Raw genomic sequence first — 17,225 nt, 5'->3', positions numbered from 1 at the left:
CCGATGTCAGACCTGAAAAGCGGACCCGGCTACCAAGCTCCCGTCGAGCAGCACCCCGGCATCGGCTTCGTGCCGGACGCCAGGCTGGGCGAGGCGCCCGGCGGTTTCGCGCAGGTACAGCAGTTCCTGTGGCAGTTCGGCTACCTCACGGCCGATCCGGCGGTCCCGCCGGGCGAGGACGACGCCGCGCGCGAGAAGGTGACCGGCATCTTGGACGCGGTCACTTCCGCCGCGCTGGCCCGCTATCAGGACGTGCACGGCCTGCGGGTCACCGGCCTGTTCGACAGTGACACCCGCGAGATGATGATCCAGCCCCGGTGCCTGCTCCCCGACCCGGAGCCGGGGATCGCGCCCAGGTCGGAAGTCGTCAGCTGCCGGTGGAAGAAGTCGGACTTCTCCTACGCCTTCGACGCGGGCACCGCCGACATCCCCGGCGACAACGAGCGCCAGGCGGTGCGCGATGCCTTCATCACCTGGTCGGCGGCGGCTCCGATCGCCTTTCGCGAGGTGGCGGCCTCCGAGTCGCCCGATCTGCTGATCCGGTGGGGTAACTCGAATTGCGGCGATACGAATATGACCGTCACGCCGACCCGCGACGTGATCGCCCATTGCGACTACCCGCCCGGCTGCGGGGCATACGGCCAGGCGCTGCCCCGCCCCATGCACTTCGACGACCAGGAACACACCTGGGTCGTCGGCCTGGCGGCCGGCTCCTTCGATGTCGAGACGGTCGCGCTGCACGAGATCGGTCACTTCCTCGGTCTGAAGCACTCGGTCGCCGGAACGGTCATGCAGGACACCACCGCCGCCAACTCGATCAAGCGGGTCCTCACCGCCGACGACATCGACGGTGTCCGGCGGCTGTTCCCGCCGACCGGTCCGCTGTTCGTCAAGCACAGCGGCAAGTGCCTCGACATCAAGGACGTATCGATGGCCTCGGGCGCGGACGCCACCCAGTGGGACTACTGGGGTGGGGGCAACCAGCTCTTCAAGTTCGAGTGGGTCGAGACCGGCTATTACACCATCGTCGTCACGCACAGCAACAAGGTGCTCGACGTCGCGGGCGGTTCCACCGCCGCGGGCGCCAGGGTGCAGCAGTGGGACCGGACCAACGGGGACAACCAGCGTTTCCGGCTCGACCCGGCGGGCCACGGCTACTACCGGATCGCCGCCAAGCACAGCAATCGGGTCCTCGATGTGTTCGGCGCGTCGCCGGATCCCGGCGCCAAGGTGATCCAATTCGACCAGAAGGGGACCGACAACCAGCTCTGGCGCCTCGGTCACGCGCCGATCACCGCGCTGCACAGCGGCAAAGTCATCGATGCCACCGCGTTCGGACTCTTCGCCGGTACGCCCCTGATCCAGTCGAATTATTGGGGAAGCGTGAGTCAAAAGCTGCGGCTCGATCCGGTGGGCGACGGCTACTACCGGATCATGATCGAGCAGACCGGCATGTGCCTGGATGTCACCGGCATCTCCACCGCGGCAGGCGCCGTGATTCAGCAGTGGCCCTACTGGGGTGGCGGGAATCAGAAATGGCGCCTGGAAGGAGTCGGCAACGGACACGTCAAGATCATCGCCAAGCACAGCGGCCTGTGCATCGACGTCCAGGGCGGCTCCACCGAGGCGGGCGCCCGGCTCATCCAGTTCCCGTACCACGGCGGCAACAACCAGCGCTGGCGTCTCTGACCGCGACGGCCGAAAGCCCATTCGGCGCAACCGATCACGATCGCGCCGCATGGCTACTATGGAGTTCTGCGCTCGGTGACCAGCCAGGCTCGCGCCCGCGGACTCCTCGATCCCCGAACCGCATCCGCAGGGCTACTCGTTCGGCACCAACGTCTCCACCATCGACACCTACGCGCTTCCGGCGGACGAGCAGGCCGCTGCCGTAGCCGGCACCCTGATGCCGAACAACGAGACGAACGCCAACCCGTCATGGGCGTGGACGGCCGGGGGCGCGATCTCGACGGCCGCAGACATGGAAACCTATGTGAAGGCACTGGTCGGCGGCGGACTCCTGGACGAGCAGATGCAGAAGGCCCGCCTCGACAGCATCCAACCGACCGATCCGGCCAACCGCACCGCCGCCGGATACGGCTTGGGTATCGCCCGGTTCGGTCCCCTCATCGGCCACGACGGCCAGATTCCCGGCTTCATGACCTTCATGGGCATGGACCCGAACACCGACCTCAGGATCGTCATCGGCACGAACCTCGCCACCGTGCCCTCCGGTGAGGGATCGGCCCTGACGCTCCTCAAAGGCATCCTGCCGGTCTTCTACGGTGCGGGTTCGGTGCCCGCCGGGAACCCGGCCGCGGTGCCCGGAACGACGGGCGGCGCTCCGGCGGCCACGACGCCCGCCGGCGGCGCGACGGCAACCACCGGCACCGGCGGCTGACATTTCGCGCCGAACCCGCCCCGGTGCGAGCACCGAACCCGATCCGGCTCGTTCCCGGCCGTGCCCTCCTGGCCCGCGCTGTCCCGCTCATACCGCGATGTGGCCCATTGACGGGGGTCGGAGATTCGATTCGATCGCGTCCATGGCGTCGACGGTCACGTGAGGCACGTCAGCGGTGACGACTCACGCACGCAGGCGCTCGACGTGGCTCCAGGCGGCCTCGCGCCAACCCGGAATGCTCCACTCGCGCCCCCCGACGTGCGCCCCGCGAAGACCCTTGAGAGGCTCGCCCATGGTTGTCGCGTCCCGCACCCTCGGGACCGTTATGCAGCATCACGCCCACAACCCATCGAACCGGCCAGCAGAAGACCCTGACGCCGTCCGGGAGCCCGTCTCCGCCGGCGAGCAGGCTGAGAAACGGCTCGCCGGGGCAGTCGCCGACGCCCTCACCGAAGGGACATCCTGATCACAGATCGGCGCCCGACTCGGGGTGATCCTCTGGATGCTCCGCGCCCGGCGAAAGGCGTTCAACCGTGGCCTCGACCCCACCACCGAGGAGGCCCGTACGCCACCTTCGGTTTCCTTCAGGAGCCAATCGAGATCCAAACCCAGGACGGCGACATGACCGCCACCTTGCCACTGCATCCCGGCCATACCCGCATCGCAGACGTCGCCCCCGTTCTGAATGAGCACGGCTGGCAGAAAGCCGGACGGATCCGAGCGTCAGCCGACTTGCGCACATCGGGCCCCGCGGGCTCGATCGGGCGCGGGGGAGTGGGGCTGGCTCGCCTACGCGGGCCCGAGGTCGCGCTCGAACTCGATTTCGTCCCGAAGCGGGATCTTGTAGTAGCCCACGTCGGGGATGTCCGGCTTCAGGGTCCGTCTCGCCTCGTCCACTGCGCCGCATCGAACGGCCGACAGGCGGAAGCCGCGCCGCTGGTAGAACTGCATCGAGTCGAGGTTGTCGTTCGTCGTGACCAACCACAGTCGCGAACAGCCTTGTGCACGGGCGACTTCGGTGATGCGTTCGATGAGTGCCGTGCCGACGCCACCCCATTGGCCGGACGCGCGCATGTTCACGATTTCGCAGTTCGTGCCGTCGATGTCGTAGATCAGCACCCCGACCGTCTCGTCGTCGGTCGATGCGATCAGGGCCGGGCGGTCGCGTGCGTCGACCAACTCGCCGCGCCGGGCGATCTGGGTGGTGCGCTGCGCCTGGAGGAATGACGTCAGGCGTGGCTCTCCTGCGGGTACCTCATAGATGTCAACCATCGTCCCTATTTTCCTCGCCCCACCGAGGCTGGACCAGGTCTCGTGGGTGACGAACAGCACCGCCGTCCCGTCGGTGCGGCGCGCCGGGCACACGAGACGATGATCACCTGGACTCTCTGGACCGGCATGGCGCTGGTCGTGGGCGGCTCGGTTGCCCAGTTCAAACACCAGCCTTCGCGGCCAAGCGATTGGTCCAGCGGTGCTGCAGGGCCAGGATGAGGCCATCGGTACCACCGAAGAGGCGTCCGACGTCTGGCAGGTTGGCGAACAACAGCGGGCGACTGCACGTCAGCCGTCCCGGTGTTGATCAACTGCGCGATCGGCCTCGGCGTGCTGGTCGGGCTCGAAGCGTGCACCGCTGTTTCGTTCTCGCTCATGCTCTCCCCCCTTTCGCACCTGATTGGGGCCGGATCAGGTAGTGATGTTCCTCCACCCCGGGAGACGAAAGGCACTGCACACGATGGGGGTTCACGAATCGAGCGCGACGCCACCGGCATCGTCCGCATAGAATTCCGGTGGCGGCGGGGGGCGGCCCTGCCCGGTGCACGGTGCCGCGGACGCGGCCGGTTCGAGCGGGGGAGAGTGACGATGCAGGGTGGAGCCCTATTCGGCAGGTACCGGCTGGACCGTCCGCTGTCGGTGGACGGGACCGGTGAGGTCTGGGCGGCGTTCGACACCGTCACGTCTCGGCACGTCACGGTGCGGGCGTTGCCGCCGGACGCTACCGAGGACGACGAGTACCGCGCGCGTTTCGAACGCGACGCCGGCATCGTGGCGCACATCCGGAACCCGCATGTGCTGCCGGTCCATGACTTCGGGCAGATCGGTAACCGGCTCTTCCTCGCCACGCCGATCACCCCGGGCACGACACTGCGGACGATGCTCCGGTCCACCGGCGCGATGGAGGTCCCGCGCGCGGTCGGAGTGGTCGAGCAGCTGGCGTCGGCGCTGGACGCCGTGCGCGCGGCCGGACTGGTCGAGCCGGCAGTGGCGTCGGCGAACGTCCTCGTGCAGGACGGCGGGCTGATCCAACTGACCGACGTCGGGCTCCCCACCCCTCGCGGCGCCGCGTCGGGCGTCTACGGCCTGACCGCCGTGTTGTACGAATGCCTGACCGGCACGCTGTTTCCGTCGTGGAGTGGAACCGAGTTGGCGCCGCGCCCGTCGTCGGTGATCGCGAGGGTGCCCGTTGGCCTGGATGCGGTGATCGCCCGCGGCACGGCGGTCGAACCCGCGCGGCGCTATCGGTCGGCGGGTGAGCTGGCCGCTGCCGCTCGTGCGGCGGCGACACCACCGGAGCCCGCTGCCACTCTCGCGCCGGCCGCACCGCCGCAGCCCGCCGCCGGGCTCACTCCGGCGCGCGTTCCGGTCGACTGGGGCCGCGGTGTCCTGGTCGCTGGCCTTGCGCTCGCGGCGATCCTCGCTGTCGTCGGCGGCGTGATCCTCGGGTCGGGGTCGTACTCGCCGGACGTCGCCGGCCCCGCCCCGGTGGTGAGCGCGGCGCGGCCGGCCTCGCCACCATCGGCGACGGCGCCGACCGCGGTGACGAACCCGGCGGCCGCGGGGCGGGCACGATCGGTGCAGACGCCACCGCAGACGGATACGCAGACGGAAACGCAGCTCGCGGATGATCCTGCACTGCAGGAGGCGGCCCCACGCACACCGACTCCACAATCCGCGCCGCAATCGCCACCGGGACCGGCGTCGGCACCGGGAGGGGTCGTGCCGCAGGTGCTGCCCTGCGATCCGGGTTATGAGCACACCCCGCCGCCGGACGGTCCGTGCTGGGCTCCCGGGTCGGCACCGGCGCCGGCACCGGTCGCGCCGCAGGTGCTGCCCTGCGATCCGGGCTACGAGCACACCCCGCCGCCGGACGGTCCGTGCTGGGCTCCCGCGATCGAGCGAGGTGCGACCGGCGACGGTCGGTACCGGTGACGCGCCCGATGGCCTCGGAGAGCTCAACGGCGCCGGGGCCTCGGGTGTTCTCGGGTCCGGATTTTTCAGAGGGTGGCTGTCGCCGATGCTGCGGACAACGCCAGCGGCGTGCATCCGGTTGGTCGGCCTGGAGCGTGGCAGCCGAGCGGGTTGCTTTCCGTCGGCGCAGCAACGAACAACAATCGAGTATGGCGGGTGCAACGAGAGGGAGAAACAATGTCGCCGATCGTGTCCACCTTCGAAATCGACCGTCCCCCCGACGTGGTGTTCTCGTACGCCACCGACCCGTCGCGGTTCACGGAGTGGCAGCACGACGTCGTGCAGGTGCGCGGGGAGGGGGACCGGCCGGCCGAGGTGGGCGCGCGATTCACCACCACTCGCCGGATCGGCCGCGCGCACCGGACGATGACGCAAGAGGTCACCGAGATCGACCCGCCCCGACGCTGGGCCGTTCGCGGTGTCGACGGGCCGGTCAGGCCGAACGTGACCATCACCATCGACCCCCTCGAGGACCGTGCACGGTCGCGTGTCACGATCGCTCTCGACTTCGAGGGTCACGGGATCGGCAAGCTGATCGTGCCGCTCGCCGTTCGCCGGCTGGCACGTAAGGGAGCGCCGACAAGCTACCGGAATCTCCAGGAACGCCTCCAGGGCGGCCGTTAGCACGCACCAGAGGTTATCTCGAGCTGACTTCGCCGTAAGCGCTGTGACTAGTAGCGTTCCGACGCGGACATGTCGCTGGCGCAGCCGTCAGTATGGTCCGATCATGGTTTGGTAATTCTTCTTCGGCGTGTCGCGCGGGTCGATGGCGACATGGTTCGTACCGCTCCGGGATCCGTCGAACTGTGGGTTTGTCACCGGACGTCCGTAGCGCCTGAGCGGTGGGCTGCGCGAAGCTCACCTCAAGGTGCCAGTGCGTACCCACTTCCGGTTGTCTTGGCCTGATACATGGCCGCGTCCGCGCGACGGATCAACGTCCGCCGGGTTTCCTGCGGTCCGGCCAGCGCGATGCCGACGCTGGCGGTGAACCGAAGTTCGTGCCCGACCGAATCGGCCCCGACTTGTAGTTCGGTGATCCGGGTGGCGATGGCGATGGTCTCCTCGACCGAGGTGGTCTGGGGGCACACGATGAGGAATTCGTCGCCACCGATCCGGGCCACGGTGTCGGCGGGCCGCACCACCGACTGGAGCTGTTCGGCCAACAGGATGAGGGCGTCATCCCCGACGGCGTGGCCGAGCCGGTCGTTGAGGCTCTTGAACTCGTCGACGTCGATCAGCAACGCCGCGACCCGGTATTGGCTCCCGCATGCCGCGTCCAGGGCGGCGTCGATCTGCTGATGCACCAGGGCACGGTTCGGTAGCCCGGTCAGCGGGTCGTGCAGGCTCTGATAGCGCAGCGCCTCCTCGGCCTCGATGCGCCGGATCGCCGCGGTCAGCACCGCGGTCACCGAGCGCAGGAACATCACGTCCCGGTCGGAATATTCGCGGGGGCGGGCACTGTGTGCGGTCAGCACGCCCCACACCGGCTCGGCGCCGATGGGAACGCAGACCCCGCTCCGTAACCCCCGAGCGTTCATGGCTTCGGTGGAGAACCGGTGCTCCCCGTACCGGTCGGGGCAGGTGATGATCTCGTGGACGGCGGCTGCGTAGCCGGGTTGGGAATCGGCACCGGGGGTGAAGGTTTCCGGGGCGGGTGGTTGACCGCGGTAGGCGAGTACCCGCAATGCGCCGCCCGGCTTTTCGGCCCGGGCCACCGAGGCGCAGTTGACCCCCATCAACGCGGCGGCGGCGTCCGCCGCGGCCGCGAGTACCTGGTCGAGGTCGCCGTCGACGGCGAGTTGACTCAATTCGGCGAGGGAGCGTTGTTCGCGGGCCCGGTACGCGGCCGCCTCCAACGCTGCATGCAGGCGCTGTTCGTGCTCCTGAGCGGTCCGCAGGTCCTGGGCGATGCAGGCGATCACCGTCGGGCGGTCCTGCGGACTGCGCTCGACCACGAAGGCCGACAGGGTCACCGGGATCGGTTCACCGGTGAGGAAGTTCCGAAACTCCGACCGCTCCTCCCACTGGCCCTGTTCGAGCAGGGCCGATTCCATCTCGGGGGCCTGCACGAATCCGACATCGGTGAAGAATTCGGGGGCCCAGCGAGCGGCGGCGGCGGCCTCGTCGGTCAAGCCCATCAGGTGCATTCCGGCGGGGTTGAGATGGAGCACGCGACCGGTGTCGTAGTCGGCGAGTGCGACCAGGTTCTGGGCGTGCTCGATCACCGACAGCAGCATGCGGGCTTCCGGTGCATCCGGCTTCATCCCGGTCGTCCTTCCCGGCGTCGATGACGGGCGCCGCCCTTGTGTTCACCCGCTCGGGTCGAGCCGTCGCAGTGCTGGTGATGATTCGAGTGAACACCGACAGGTTCGATCAGTCGATGTCGATGCGTCCAAATCCTGGGTCGCGTTTCGGCCGTCGGGTTCGTCGGTTCTTGCAACGGACTCTCACGCTGACACAGACTCGCTGAGGGTCATAGGTCCCACAGTCCCAGCAGCGCGGTCCGGAGGGTGGGGGGAGCGGACGTAGTGGTCGGTCCGCAACCGTGAGCCGGGGTGCCCGAGGTCGGTGAGCGCCTTCTCTGCCTCGGTGAGGGGAAGCGGGGGCAGGTCGGTGCGGATACGCAGGAAGTACAGCACCGCCCTACCGGACCAGCGGGATCTTCATGGGGTCGGACACCACGACGGCCGGTGGGTAAATCCATCCGTCGTCGACGGAGACGACTACGTCGCTGCGCCGGACAGCGCTGGTTCTGTCGAGGCGGAGCGATTCGAGTTGGTACAGACGGTAATCGGCCGACCGGCCCGGGCGGGCGATGGTCCCTGGCCAAGGCTCGCCCGGAATCGGAGGCCGATGCTGGGCAGCGGCTACGACTGTCCTCCCGCGGCTGCATAACTCCGGCGATCGGGCAAGCCTTCTGTGACACTCACGGATCTGCCTCGTCCGGCTCGGCGGTAACGAGGCCGCCTCTCGCGGCCGCAGGGCGCCAACACACTCCCCGTCGCCGGCGCATCGAAAGGGGTTCTGAGCCGACCGTCCCAGCCGATGACGGAGGGAGAGCGCCACGAACGACGTGCTGGACGCCGACGATCGGTATCACGGCCCTTCACCTGGCCCGACATGTGCGGACGCGGGAGCTCCCGATCGGTGAAGCAGAATGGGGTGCCATGGACGATGCGGAGTTGGTCGAGCAGGTGCGGCGGCGTTGGGAGCAGGGTGTCCCGCCGAAGGTGATCGCGCGCGCTCTGGGCGTGCGGCCGTCGGTGGTGGCGCCGTTGGTGCGACGAATCGCTGCCGAGGCCGAAGTGTCCCAAGGATTGGGGCGGGTGCTGGGGTGCTGGGTCAATTGTGGCTGGAGTGTCGGGCTGGGCCTCGAGCGTCATCCGGAGTGGGCGGAACTGGACGCTCCCGCCGGTGAGGCCGAAGGCTTCGCGCAGGTGCTGGTGGCACGAGAGGGACCGCGGCGTGGTCGGGCGACGCTGCGAGGGTACCTGGCCGACGTGCACTGCCTGGGGGTGAAGAACACCCGGGACCCCGAAACCATGGACGCGGGCAGGATCCCCACCGCCATCCGCACCTACTACGCAGCGTTCGACCGTCCGGCGGTGGAGATTCCGATCGAACTCGGCCGCGAACTGATCCTGGGGGCGGTGCACTATGCGCGGGGGCTCGGTTTCGAGCCCGCCGGCGCCTTCGATGAGGATGCCGCCGCATTCCTGGGTGAGTGGGACGGGCCGGGTCGGATCGAGTTCGGTAGGGACGGCCAGCCGTTCTACCTCAACGGGCCCTACGACAATCCGGCTGCCGTCATTGCGACTCTCGAGCGGTCCGTGGGTGCGGGGAACTTCCACGTCTCGGTGGCCGCGGGACCGATGTGACCGCCACGAACACACCCGACGTCGAGGGGAACGCCCGACTCCATGGGCCGTAGGCCGAGCCACAGCACACGCCGGCACGAAAACGGCAAGCACCACGACCAACCGACATCACAGGCGGACCGGCATCGGTGTTCGATCGGATCGTGGTGGACGAGCGGGTCGATGTTCGTGGTCGGCTACACCGCGGGCGGTGTCCCCTACGGTTGCTTCGAGGACGAGCCGGACGACGACGCATTCGACGCTGTCGCCGCGGATCCGTTCGGCTAGCCCGGTACGCGGCCCCGGGCCGGTCGGCCCATCCTGTCCGGCCCACTCGACACTCGACCCCTGTCCGACATGTGCGCTATCGACGCCGGCACCCACATCTCGAGTGTGGCGGTGCCGAAAGTGAATGTCGAGACCGGTTTTCAGTTGGTCCGGCGGGCCACTCGGACCTACTGCCGGACCTGAACGACTGCGACTACACCGGACAGTAATCGCCATGAGCGATCACCTCTACCGGCGGCCGGAACTCCGCATCAGCTTCACTGCGCCGGGCATCAGATTGACCGCCGCCGACATCAGATTCTCCAAGTCGGCATCAGATGCATTGAGTCAGGACAGGTGGGCTGGGAGCAGGATCGGAAACGCTACCCAACCCTAAAGAAACTAAAAACGCTAAAAAAGCTAAAGGGGCTGGGAGCGTCCTCGGTATGAGGAATCCGTTCACCCCGTAGTTCGGGGCGCCGCCGCCATCCCCGGTCGGTCGAGCCGATCTCGTCGAGGACTTCGGCGACGCCCTCGGCGACGGTCCCGGTGCTCCAAGGTGCGCGACGATCTACACCGGGGCCCGCGAGGTCGGGAAGACCGTCATGCTCAACGAGGCGGAGGCGCAGGTACGCAGCCGTGGGTGGCTCGTCGTATCCGAGACCGCCACACCCGGGTTGGTCGACCGGCTCACCGGAGAACACCTGCCCCGGCTGCTCCGCGAGCACGCCGGCAACGGGGGGACGAAGCGGCGCCCGTCGGGGATCACGGCCGCCGGGATCGGGGGCGTCAACTGGACCACCGACTCATCGCCGCCGGCAGTGAGCCTCCGTCACCAGATCGAGGAACTCACCGACGCCCTTGCCGAACACGAGACCGGCCTGTTGATCACCGTCGACGAGATCCACCGCAAACTCGCCGACGACCTGCGTGCCCTCGGTGCGATCGTCCAGCACGCTATCCGCGAAGAGCGGGAACTGGCCTTCGTCGCTGCCGGTCTGCCCGCCTCGATCAGTGATCTCCTCAACGACGACGTCTGACCTTCCTGCGCCGTGCAGACCGCCATTCCCTGGGTGCGGTGCCCCTCGACGAGGTGGCGCAGGCTATCCGTGAGCCGATCGAGGGGACGGGGCGCTCGATCGCCGAGGCCGACTGCCGCACCGCGGCGGAGACCACGAATGGTTACCCGTTTCTGATTCAGCTTGTCGGATGCCATATTTGGCGGCAGAACCGGACCGCAGCGGTGGTCTCATCGGATGATGTCACTGGGAGTGTCGCCGCGGCACGGTCGCCGGATCGGATCGTTGGTCCTCGAGCCCAGCCTCGCGGGGATCTCCGATGTCGATCGCAGTTTCCTGGTCGCGATGTCGCGGGACGACGGCCCGAGCCGGATCGGTCAGATCGCGGTCCGGCTCGGCGTCGACGGAACCTACGCCAGCCAGTACCGGTTGCGGCTGATCGACGCCGAGTTGATCGCGTCGGTTGGTCATGGGATGCTCGACTTCACCATGCCGTATCTGCGCGAGTACCTGCGCGAGCACGCCGCCGCGCTCGGGCTGCCGAGGCATTCCTGAACTCCCGGTGGGGCCGTCGGCCCCGGACTTCTCGCTCGCGGCACAGGTCACCCCGGCAGTATTGCGGCAGATCCCGCGGCGGACGTCCAGGTGCCGACCGCAACCAGAACTACTGATGCCCGCGGTGCATTCGTGTAAAGGTCGGCGCTCTCGCGCTGTGAGCAGCACGACACCAGCGGAAGGAGGATCATGGGTTACGAAGCGATCTACGACGGGGTCCGTTATCCGCTCGCCAATGCGGCCGCCGCCCACGGCCTCGAGGACGCTATCCGGGGCATCTTTGCAGACAACGGCAACGGCGGATTCGTTGGTTTCGTCAGCCAGAACTCGACGGTTCGCCTCCTGATCACGCCGGCGACTCCGGTCGCGATTCGAGGCAGCGACGAGCCGAACCCGAGCGTCGTCCACCGCTGGTAGCCGGGGGCGATGTCCCTCACCCTGCATCTTCCGAAGCCTCGCACCACGAAGCCGGCGCAGCAGGCGGTCGGTCTCGAAGGCCTCAAGGTCTCGGTTTCCAACGCCGCGACCAGCGGTGTCGAGAAGTCGAAGCAGGTCAAGAGCGGGGGTCTGGCCGGGCTGACGAGCAAGGTGTCGGTCAAACAATTACGCACGGAGCTCGGCAACGAAGGGCTGCGGCAGGCGGCGATCGACGCCGGCCGCACCCCGTCGGACCGCACACTGCGCCCGTGGGCGCAATAGGATCGCATCCCGCACGCGGATGTTCTCGAGCGAGCCCAACGCCGTGCCGCGATCGAACGCCTCGGCGGCATCGATGCGGTGGCGGCGACGATCGGCAGGTCCCGCTCCGCGGTGTCCAGGTATCGGTCGGGGAGACGAATGAGTTGCGGGCCGATGCCAGCAAGAAACTGAAAACTGTGAAGGCGCAGGATATTATGAAGCAGGCGGGGGTGCTGCGGCCGAACGGAACCCCGAAGCGGGCGGTGATCCGGGTCACGGGTGGTGTGATGGTGCGTAACGGTGCCGATGAGGGTATGACTACCGGGTCCGGGCTTGGGCAAGATTGCGGTGAGATGGTTACACCCCGTCTGCGGCGGGTGACGCAATGCTTGTCGCGGCATCCAGCGCCTCCATTGGTGTTCCGGTGGCAATCTTTTCGACGTCCGCGTCGCTCGCAGGATTCGAACGGGCAGCCGCACTTGCAGCCTGCTGGAGCAGAGTCTTGTCGACATGCCCGGAAAGCCATTTCGAGCCCCCGGTACCCACCAAGGCAGCGCCGGCGATCGCACTCAACGTCAACCAGGAGCTATCAACCTCCTCGAAAAGCCCTGCGTTCGCCAACGGGCCGTACAGGCCCCAGGACAGCAAGCCGGCCACTGCTCCGATCACCACCAGCGCGATGAAACCGGGACGGACGATGGTGCCCGAGGCCTCGGTGACCTTCTTCGGCAGAACGAAGCCTCTGTCCTCCGACATCAGCGCGGCTGCCACCCCGCCCACCGCACCCGCTACCGCGATGCCACACGACATCTGCCACAGAATCATGACCTCCACCTATCTGTAGTTTCGTAGCCGTGCCACTTTCGCTGATCCGATTCAGCGCCAATGCCACTGACGGTGTGAACGGAATCTTGTCGCACGCAGATGGCTTCGGAGCCTCGATCTCATCAAACGCCGAGGAGCGGCTTTGCCAATGAATCTTCTCAGCACCCCGCCTACGTGTAACGAGTAGCGGACTACCTGTATCCGGGAGATCTCACGCCACCGTCCGCGGATAGTGCGGACGCGACGATTCAGGCAATTTCTCCCTTGACAATGCGGGCAAGTTGGAAGCGCACGCGAGAATGCATAATCCCCAATTCCGCCCGGGTGGGGACGCGACGGCATCTCATCGTGGTCAGATGTGGTGAGAAGTTCTCGCACACGATCGCCAGGCGCACTCCGACCGGGTAGAGGCCCCGCAGATCGCGGCAGAAGGTGAGGAGCTGGCCGGGCATCGTCATCTTAAGTAATAGTCGCAGTGGCGCAGTCAGTTTGGGTTCGTGGCGGATGGGAAGATTTTGGCGGGGTGCTGTGTTCAGGCAGCCGTGGCGGTCGCGGTGATCTCGTACGACACCGCGAAGCGGGCGGTCATCTCGCGACGCCAGTCGGATACCGACATCACGTGCCATCGCAGCTAGAGCGTGTCTGCTATTTCGATTTACGCTGGACGGGTGCGGATCCGCGCCGCCCTCGCAGCGCTCGAACCGAAAGACCTGCTCGTTGTGTGGTCCCAGCGTCACCGAGATCGCCGACGTGCTCGGCGTCGCACGCTCGACCGTGTACCGCCGCTGCATTTTCGATGTCCCCAAAGCTGAACCCGGCCGGCACCGGCACCGGCACCAAGGATCCGTTCACGCTCGAGTTCCTCGCCATCGACGGGGACGCCGCCGAGCGCCAGCTCGAGGATCGGCCGGTCAAGCGCATCATCGACACCCTTCGTGAGCTCGGCTCCGGGTTCGCGTTCGTTGGCGCCAGGACCACTTCGATGTCGAAGGCGATGATGTCTTTGTCGCACAGCCATTTAGGTATGCCCGACGGATACGACGAATTCCGCAGCCCCTACTGGATGGTGGCGCTCGGCGAACAGAATGACCCGACCTCGCACGGCAAGATCGCCTTGGTCATGGGGGTGACGCCGTGCACCAGCTCGCGGCCCGGATCGGCTGTGGCGCACCGATCAGGACCAGCAGTTCGAGCGCGGGTGCAGGAGTGGGGGAGGGCATCCCCGGCAGCGGCAGGGGATTGCCGGTGACGGTGGTCATCGCCCTGCCCTCCCTCCGCCCGTTTCGTGCTGTTACCGGAGGGTAGGGGCGGGGTCCGACATCGCGCTCTGTCGTTGATCGTCAGATCTGGGCCGAGCCCGTGAGCTGTCTACGGCCACGATCCCTATCGAGAGCAGTGTTTGGCGTGGTCGGGTCTGGCGGTTCGAGTCTGGTGGAGTTCGTCGAGCACGTGGTCGACGGCGGTGGTCGGAATGCGCATATCCGTCCCCTCCGCGTCCCGCCGGTAGGCGCGGACGGCGGCGAGCATGCGGAGTTCACGCTCGAGATCTGCCGTGGTTCGATCACTCACCCTTGTCTCCTCCGTTGGCACGTCAATCACCACCGGGCATTTCACCACGAGTAAGGGCTCGGGGCGTCGTGCTGCCGATGTCTCAGCGGAGTGTCTGTGTGTGCTCAGGACATCGCGAACACTTGATGTCTCAGGACATCGTGGACACTTACCGGCCCGTCCCTGGGATTCTTGGGGATGGGCGGAAAAGGGTTTTCGATGGATTCAGAGTTTGTGTCCGCGATCGTCCGGGTCGCAGAATGCGAGGACGTCAACGTCGCCGAGTTCTGCCGAACCCACGCAATATCGCGGACGACGTTCTACAAGTACGTTGCCCGGTTCGCAGCCGAGGGCGCCGACGGGCTCACCAGGCGCTCCACCGCCCCATACACCTGTCCGACCCCGAACGTCGGCGGTGCTGTGCGAGGCGGTGCTCCGAGCCCGGAAGGAACTCGACGATGCAGGCCTGGACAACGGGCCGCAGAGCATCTCCTGGCGGCTCGAGAGCCTCGGTTTCGATCCGTTCCCGTCCCGGGCGACGGTGTACCGGATCCTGGTCGACCACGGGCAGATCGTCGCGCAACCGCGCAAGCGGCCCAAGACCCGACGCCGGTTCGAGTACGCAGACCCGGGCGGGTTGTGGCAGATCGACGGGAACCGCAAGGCAGTGCTGCACTGGCGAGGCGATGACGTCACCGTCCTGGTCGGTGACGTCATCGCCCGCGAGCTCACACTCAACCGATCAGTTAAATTCCAACCACTGACCGCACTGTCCACGAAGTCCTGAGACAGATGTGTTCACGAAGTCCTGAGGCAGCACAGTCTCAGCGGAGTGCCTCGAGAACGTCCGGCCGATCGTCGAGCGTGCTGGTTGGCGCACAACGCACGGTTCGAGCGGGTAACAGCTCACCGCGCAACCCGGTTCGGCCGTGTGCGGAGCGTGCTAGTTGTCGTCGGTGGGTCGCAAGCCCTGTCGGATGTGGTCGGCGCGGTGGGTGTACTCCTCCTCGGTGAGTTCTGCGAGGCCGGGAACGATGGTCCGACCCAGCCCCCGAAAATATCCGCCCGAGATTCGGATTCACCACGCGGTTACCTCGCCGATGCGGCGGCGGCCCGGGGACGCGACGGCCTACCGGCACTACTGGGAGCTGTGCGTGGTGTACGGACTACTAGCCGAAGCCAACACCGCCACAATAGAACCCGGCTCCATAAGCTACGCCGGTCACCGACGCAGCCCGTAGTCAAGGGGATTTCCGGATCAGGAGTCCTGGGCGCCACCCGAGCGGCTCGGAGGAGTAGTCGAGTAGGAGTCTCTCGAATTCGAGTAGAAGACTACTCTAGCGAGTGCGACGATACCCGCGAAGATTTACTTTAGTGAGCGCGAAGGATCCCCTCAATTCGGATTGAGAATCCGTAGGCATTGAGAATCGCACTGCACAGATGGATCCGTCTGCTCCGCCAACGAACACCAAGAAACGCAAAGATCCTCGCATAAGATAGGAATTTCGATCATGGTCATGCCGCAAGTCAATGTTTTTGGCAGTCTCATTGCCAACCACTCCGACAAGGCCCTCGATGTTGAAGGCGGGTCCGCCGACAACCTTGCGCGGCTTATCCAATTCAGCCCGACTGGAGGGTCTAACCAGCGATTTCGTTTCGAGCCATTGGGTGACGGATTCTTCGTTATTAGAATTGAGCATTCGGGAAAGGTCCTCGACATCGAGGGAGGGTCCAACGCCAATCTCGCTCGGCTGATCCAATTCGATCAACATGGAGGTCCGAATCAGCGTTTCGCCGTCGAAGAATTGCCCGACGGTCACTTCATGCTCCGCGCAATGAATTCCGGCAAAATGCTCGATGTCGAGGGTGGATCGTTATTCGACAGAGCCGGTATCATCCAGTTTGACCGAACCGGGCGACCAAATCAGCAATGGAGCTTCGTGGTGTGAGGCCGGTCCGCGACTTCCGCCCAGGCCGGATTCTCTTCCGCGAACAGCAACATCACGGTTCTGCGCTAATAGCCATCGAACGTGCCAGGGCGCTGGCAGGCACCCGCTGCGGGCTCAACACCCACGCACTGCGCCAAGCCGGCGAAACCACCCCACTCACGAGGCGGCAGCGCGAAATCGTCGCCCTCGTCTCCCAGGGCTTCACCAACAAAGAGATCGCCGAACGCCTCGGAGTCTCCATCCGCACAGTCGAAGGCCACCGCTACCACGCCAGACTGCGCTGATCGCGCGTCGCCGCAGTATCCGGAAAATCGCGTAGTCGACTATGCGGTTCAGATCCGCGACCGAGCGTGACGATCATTGCTGTCCCATGCAACTCGAGAGGCGCTTCGAGGCGATAAGCCGGTAGCCCTCGGATGGTGCGTCCGGACTGCACTTCGAAGCGTCCTCATGGAGGAGTAACTCATGAATAACGACAAGCACCTCAAGCACCTCGGCGAGCTGGCGGTGGCAGTGGGCATAGGGCTTGCGGTCGCGTCGGCGGGCATGGCGGTGGCAGCACCGTCCGTCGGCGACTCGTCTGCGTCGTCGAGTTCCGACTCCTCCGGCCAGGCATCGTCCGACGGGAGATCCACGGACCGAACGGACGGGACTTCGTCGGACAGGACGATCCCCGCCGATCGTCGATACACCGCCGAGCACGAGTGGGTCGAGCGGACGGGGCCCACGACGGTGCGCGTCGGCATCACCGATTTCGCGCAGTCCCAGCTCGGCGACGTCGTGTTCGTCCAGCTTCCGGCGGTCGACGACGACGTGACGGCGGGCGAGTCGTTCGGCGAGGTGGAATCCACCAAGAGCGTCTCCGACATCTTCGCCCCGC

At 66.6% G+C, this 17,225-nt stretch carries 17 protein-coding genes and 4 pseudogenes; 15 read left to right on the top strand and 6 right to left on the bottom strand.

Features of this window, described 5'->3' with window-relative positions:
- The first annotated feature begins 3 nt into the window (after positions 1-3).
- Both P3H15_RS28135 and P3H15_RS28130 read left to right on the top strand, forming a co-directional pair.
- Positions 4-1,689 (top strand): RICIN domain-containing protein, encoded by a 1,686-nt coding sequence (locus P3H15_RS28135; RefSeq protein WP_276140245.1) that lies wholly within the window; start codon positions 4-6, stop codon positions 1,687-1,689.
- 109 nt (positions 1,690-1,798) lie between these two features.
- Entirely contained in the window at positions 1,799-2,401 is a 603-nt protein-coding gene (locus tag P3H15_RS28130) for a serine hydrolase domain-containing protein (RefSeq protein WP_346348807.1), read from the top strand.
- 789 nt (positions 2,402-3,190) lie between these two features.
- On the opposite strand, the gene P3H15_RS28125 is transcribed toward P3H15_RS28130, so the two are convergent.
- Entirely contained in the window at positions 3,191-3,673 is a 483-nt protein-coding gene (locus P3H15_RS28125) for a GNAT family N-acetyltransferase (RefSeq protein WP_276140244.1), read from the bottom strand.
- A gap of 588 nt (positions 3,674-4,261) precedes the next feature.
- Here P3H15_RS28125 and P3H15_RS28120 point away from each other — a divergent pair.
- Together P3H15_RS28120 and P3H15_RS28115 are read left to right on the top strand one after the other, a co-directional pair.
- Positions 4,262-5,608 (top strand): serine/threonine-protein kinase, encoded by a 1,347-nt coding sequence (locus P3H15_RS28120; RefSeq protein ID WP_276140243.1) that lies wholly within the window; start codon positions 4,262-4,264, stop codon positions 5,606-5,608.
- Positions 5,609-5,836: 228 nt separating this feature from the next.
- Positions 5,837-6,271, top strand: a complete 435-nt coding sequence (locus tag P3H15_RS28115; protein ID WP_276140242.1) for an SRPBCC family protein — start codon at positions 5,837-5,839, stop codon at positions 6,269-6,271.
- Between the two features lie 239 nt (positions 6,272-6,510).
- Here the strand turns inward: P3H15_RS28115 and P3H15_RS28110 are convergent, their stop codons facing one another.
- Together P3H15_RS28110 and P3H15_RS55535 are read right to left on the bottom strand one after the other, a co-directional pair.
- Positions 6,511-7,911, bottom strand: coding sequence for a sensor domain-containing diguanylate cyclase (locus tag P3H15_RS28110; RefSeq protein WP_276140241.1), 1,401 nt, complete (start codon positions 7,909-7,911; stop codon positions 6,511-6,513).
- Between the two features lie 209 nt (positions 7,912-8,120).
- Positions 8,121-8,428, bottom strand: a pseudogene (locus P3H15_RS55535) (phosphatidylserine/phosphatidylglycerophosphate/cardiolipin synthase family protein); the annotation flags it as partial.
- A 386-nt stretch (positions 8,429-8,814) separates the two neighbouring features.
- Between P3H15_RS55535 and P3H15_RS28105 the strand changes: the two are divergent.
- From P3H15_RS28105 to P3H15_RS28085, 5 genes and pseudogenes are all read left to right on the top strand, one after another.
- On the top strand, positions 8,815-9,525 hold the full coding sequence (locus P3H15_RS28105) for a hypothetical protein (RefSeq protein WP_276140240.1): 711 nt from the start codon (positions 8,815-8,817) through the stop codon (positions 9,523-9,525).
- 749 nt (positions 9,526-10,274) lie between these two features.
- A pseudogene (locus P3H15_RS28100) lies at positions 10,275-10,811 on the top strand (AAA family ATPase); the annotation flags it as partial.
- Positions 10,812-11,027: 216 nt separating this feature from the next.
- Positions 11,028-11,345 carry a hypothetical protein gene (locus tag P3H15_RS28095; protein ID WP_276140239.1) on the top strand — a complete coding sequence of 106 codons (318 nt, stop codon included), beginning with the start codon at positions 11,028-11,030 and terminating at the stop codon, positions 11,343-11,345.
- A 189-nt stretch (positions 11,346-11,534) separates the two neighbouring features.
- Complete coding sequence (locus P3H15_RS28090) at positions 11,535-11,762, top strand: hypothetical protein (protein WP_276140238.1); 228 nt, start codon at positions 11,535-11,537, stop codon at positions 11,760-11,762.
- A 9-nt stretch (positions 11,763-11,771) separates the two neighbouring features.
- A pseudogene (locus tag P3H15_RS28085) lies at positions 11,772-12,354 on the top strand (hypothetical protein); the annotation flags it as partial.
- Between the two features lie 26 nt (positions 12,355-12,380).
- Here the strand turns inward: P3H15_RS28085 and P3H15_RS28080 are convergent.
- Together P3H15_RS28080 and P3H15_RS28075 are read right to left on the bottom strand one after the other, a co-directional pair.
- Positions 12,381-12,848 carry a hypothetical protein gene (locus P3H15_RS28080; RefSeq protein ID WP_276140237.1) on the bottom strand — a complete coding sequence of 156 codons (468 nt, stop codon included), beginning with the start codon at positions 12,846-12,848 and terminating at the stop codon, positions 12,381-12,383.
- 248 nt (positions 12,849-13,096) lie between these two features.
- The gene (locus P3H15_RS28075) at positions 13,097-13,306 is read right to left on the bottom strand and encodes a hypothetical protein (RefSeq protein ID WP_276140236.1); all 210 of its coding nucleotides are present in this window, start codon (positions 13,304-13,306) and stop codon (positions 13,097-13,099) included.
- 338 nt (positions 13,307-13,644) lie between these two features.
- Here P3H15_RS28075 and P3H15_RS28070 point away from each other — a divergent pair, with 338 nt between their 5' ends.
- Complete coding sequence (locus tag P3H15_RS28070; RefSeq protein WP_276140235.1) at positions 13,645-14,097, top strand: PDDEXK nuclease domain-containing protein; 453 nt, start codon at positions 13,645-13,647, stop codon at positions 14,095-14,097.
- 134 nt (positions 14,098-14,231) lie between these two features.
- Here P3H15_RS28070 and P3H15_RS28065 read toward each other — a convergent pair whose 3' ends face one another.
- Complete coding sequence (locus P3H15_RS28065; protein ID WP_276140234.1) at positions 14,232-14,417, bottom strand: hypothetical protein; 186 nt, start codon at positions 14,415-14,417, stop codon at positions 14,232-14,234.
- A 177-nt stretch (positions 14,418-14,594) separates the two neighbouring features.
- On the opposite strand from P3H15_RS28065, the pseudogene P3H15_RS55795 reads away from it, so the two are divergent.
- From P3H15_RS55795 to P3H15_RS28045, 5 genes and pseudogenes are all read left to right on the top strand, one after another.
- Positions 14,595-14,786, top strand: a pseudogene (locus P3H15_RS55795) (helix-turn-helix domain-containing protein); the annotation flags it as partial.
- Between the two features lie 40 nt (positions 14,787-14,826).
- Positions 14,827-15,183, top strand: coding sequence for a hypothetical protein (locus P3H15_RS28060; RefSeq protein ID WP_276140233.1), 357 nt, complete (start codon positions 14,827-14,829; stop codon positions 15,181-15,183).
- A gap of 724 nt (positions 15,184-15,907) precedes the next feature.
- The gene (locus tag P3H15_RS28055; RefSeq protein ID WP_276140232.1) at positions 15,908-16,345 is read left to right on the top strand and encodes an RICIN domain-containing protein; all 438 of its coding nucleotides are present in this window, start codon (positions 15,908-15,910) and stop codon (positions 16,343-16,345) included.
- Entirely contained in the window at positions 16,342-16,629 is a 288-nt protein-coding gene (locus tag P3H15_RS28050; RefSeq protein ID WP_276140231.1) for a LuxR family transcriptional regulator, read from the top strand. The genes P3H15_RS28055 and P3H15_RS28050 overlap by 4 nt, the downstream gene beginning before the upstream one ends.
- A 385-nt stretch (positions 16,630-17,014) precedes the next feature.
- A partial coding sequence (locus tag P3H15_RS28045; protein ID WP_369426205.1) for a glycine cleavage system protein H occupies positions 17,015-17,225 on the top strand: 211 nt, incomplete at its 3' end.

The sequence above is a fragment of the Rhodococcus sp. T2V genome (genome assembly GCF_029269925.1).
Taxonomy (GTDB): domain Bacteria; phylum Actinomycetota; class Actinomycetes; order Mycobacteriales; family Mycobacteriaceae; genus Rhodococcus_F; species Rhodococcus_F koreensis.
Note: the sequence above shows the minus strand (reverse complement) of the source record. Positions and strands in the feature narration are given on the sequence as shown.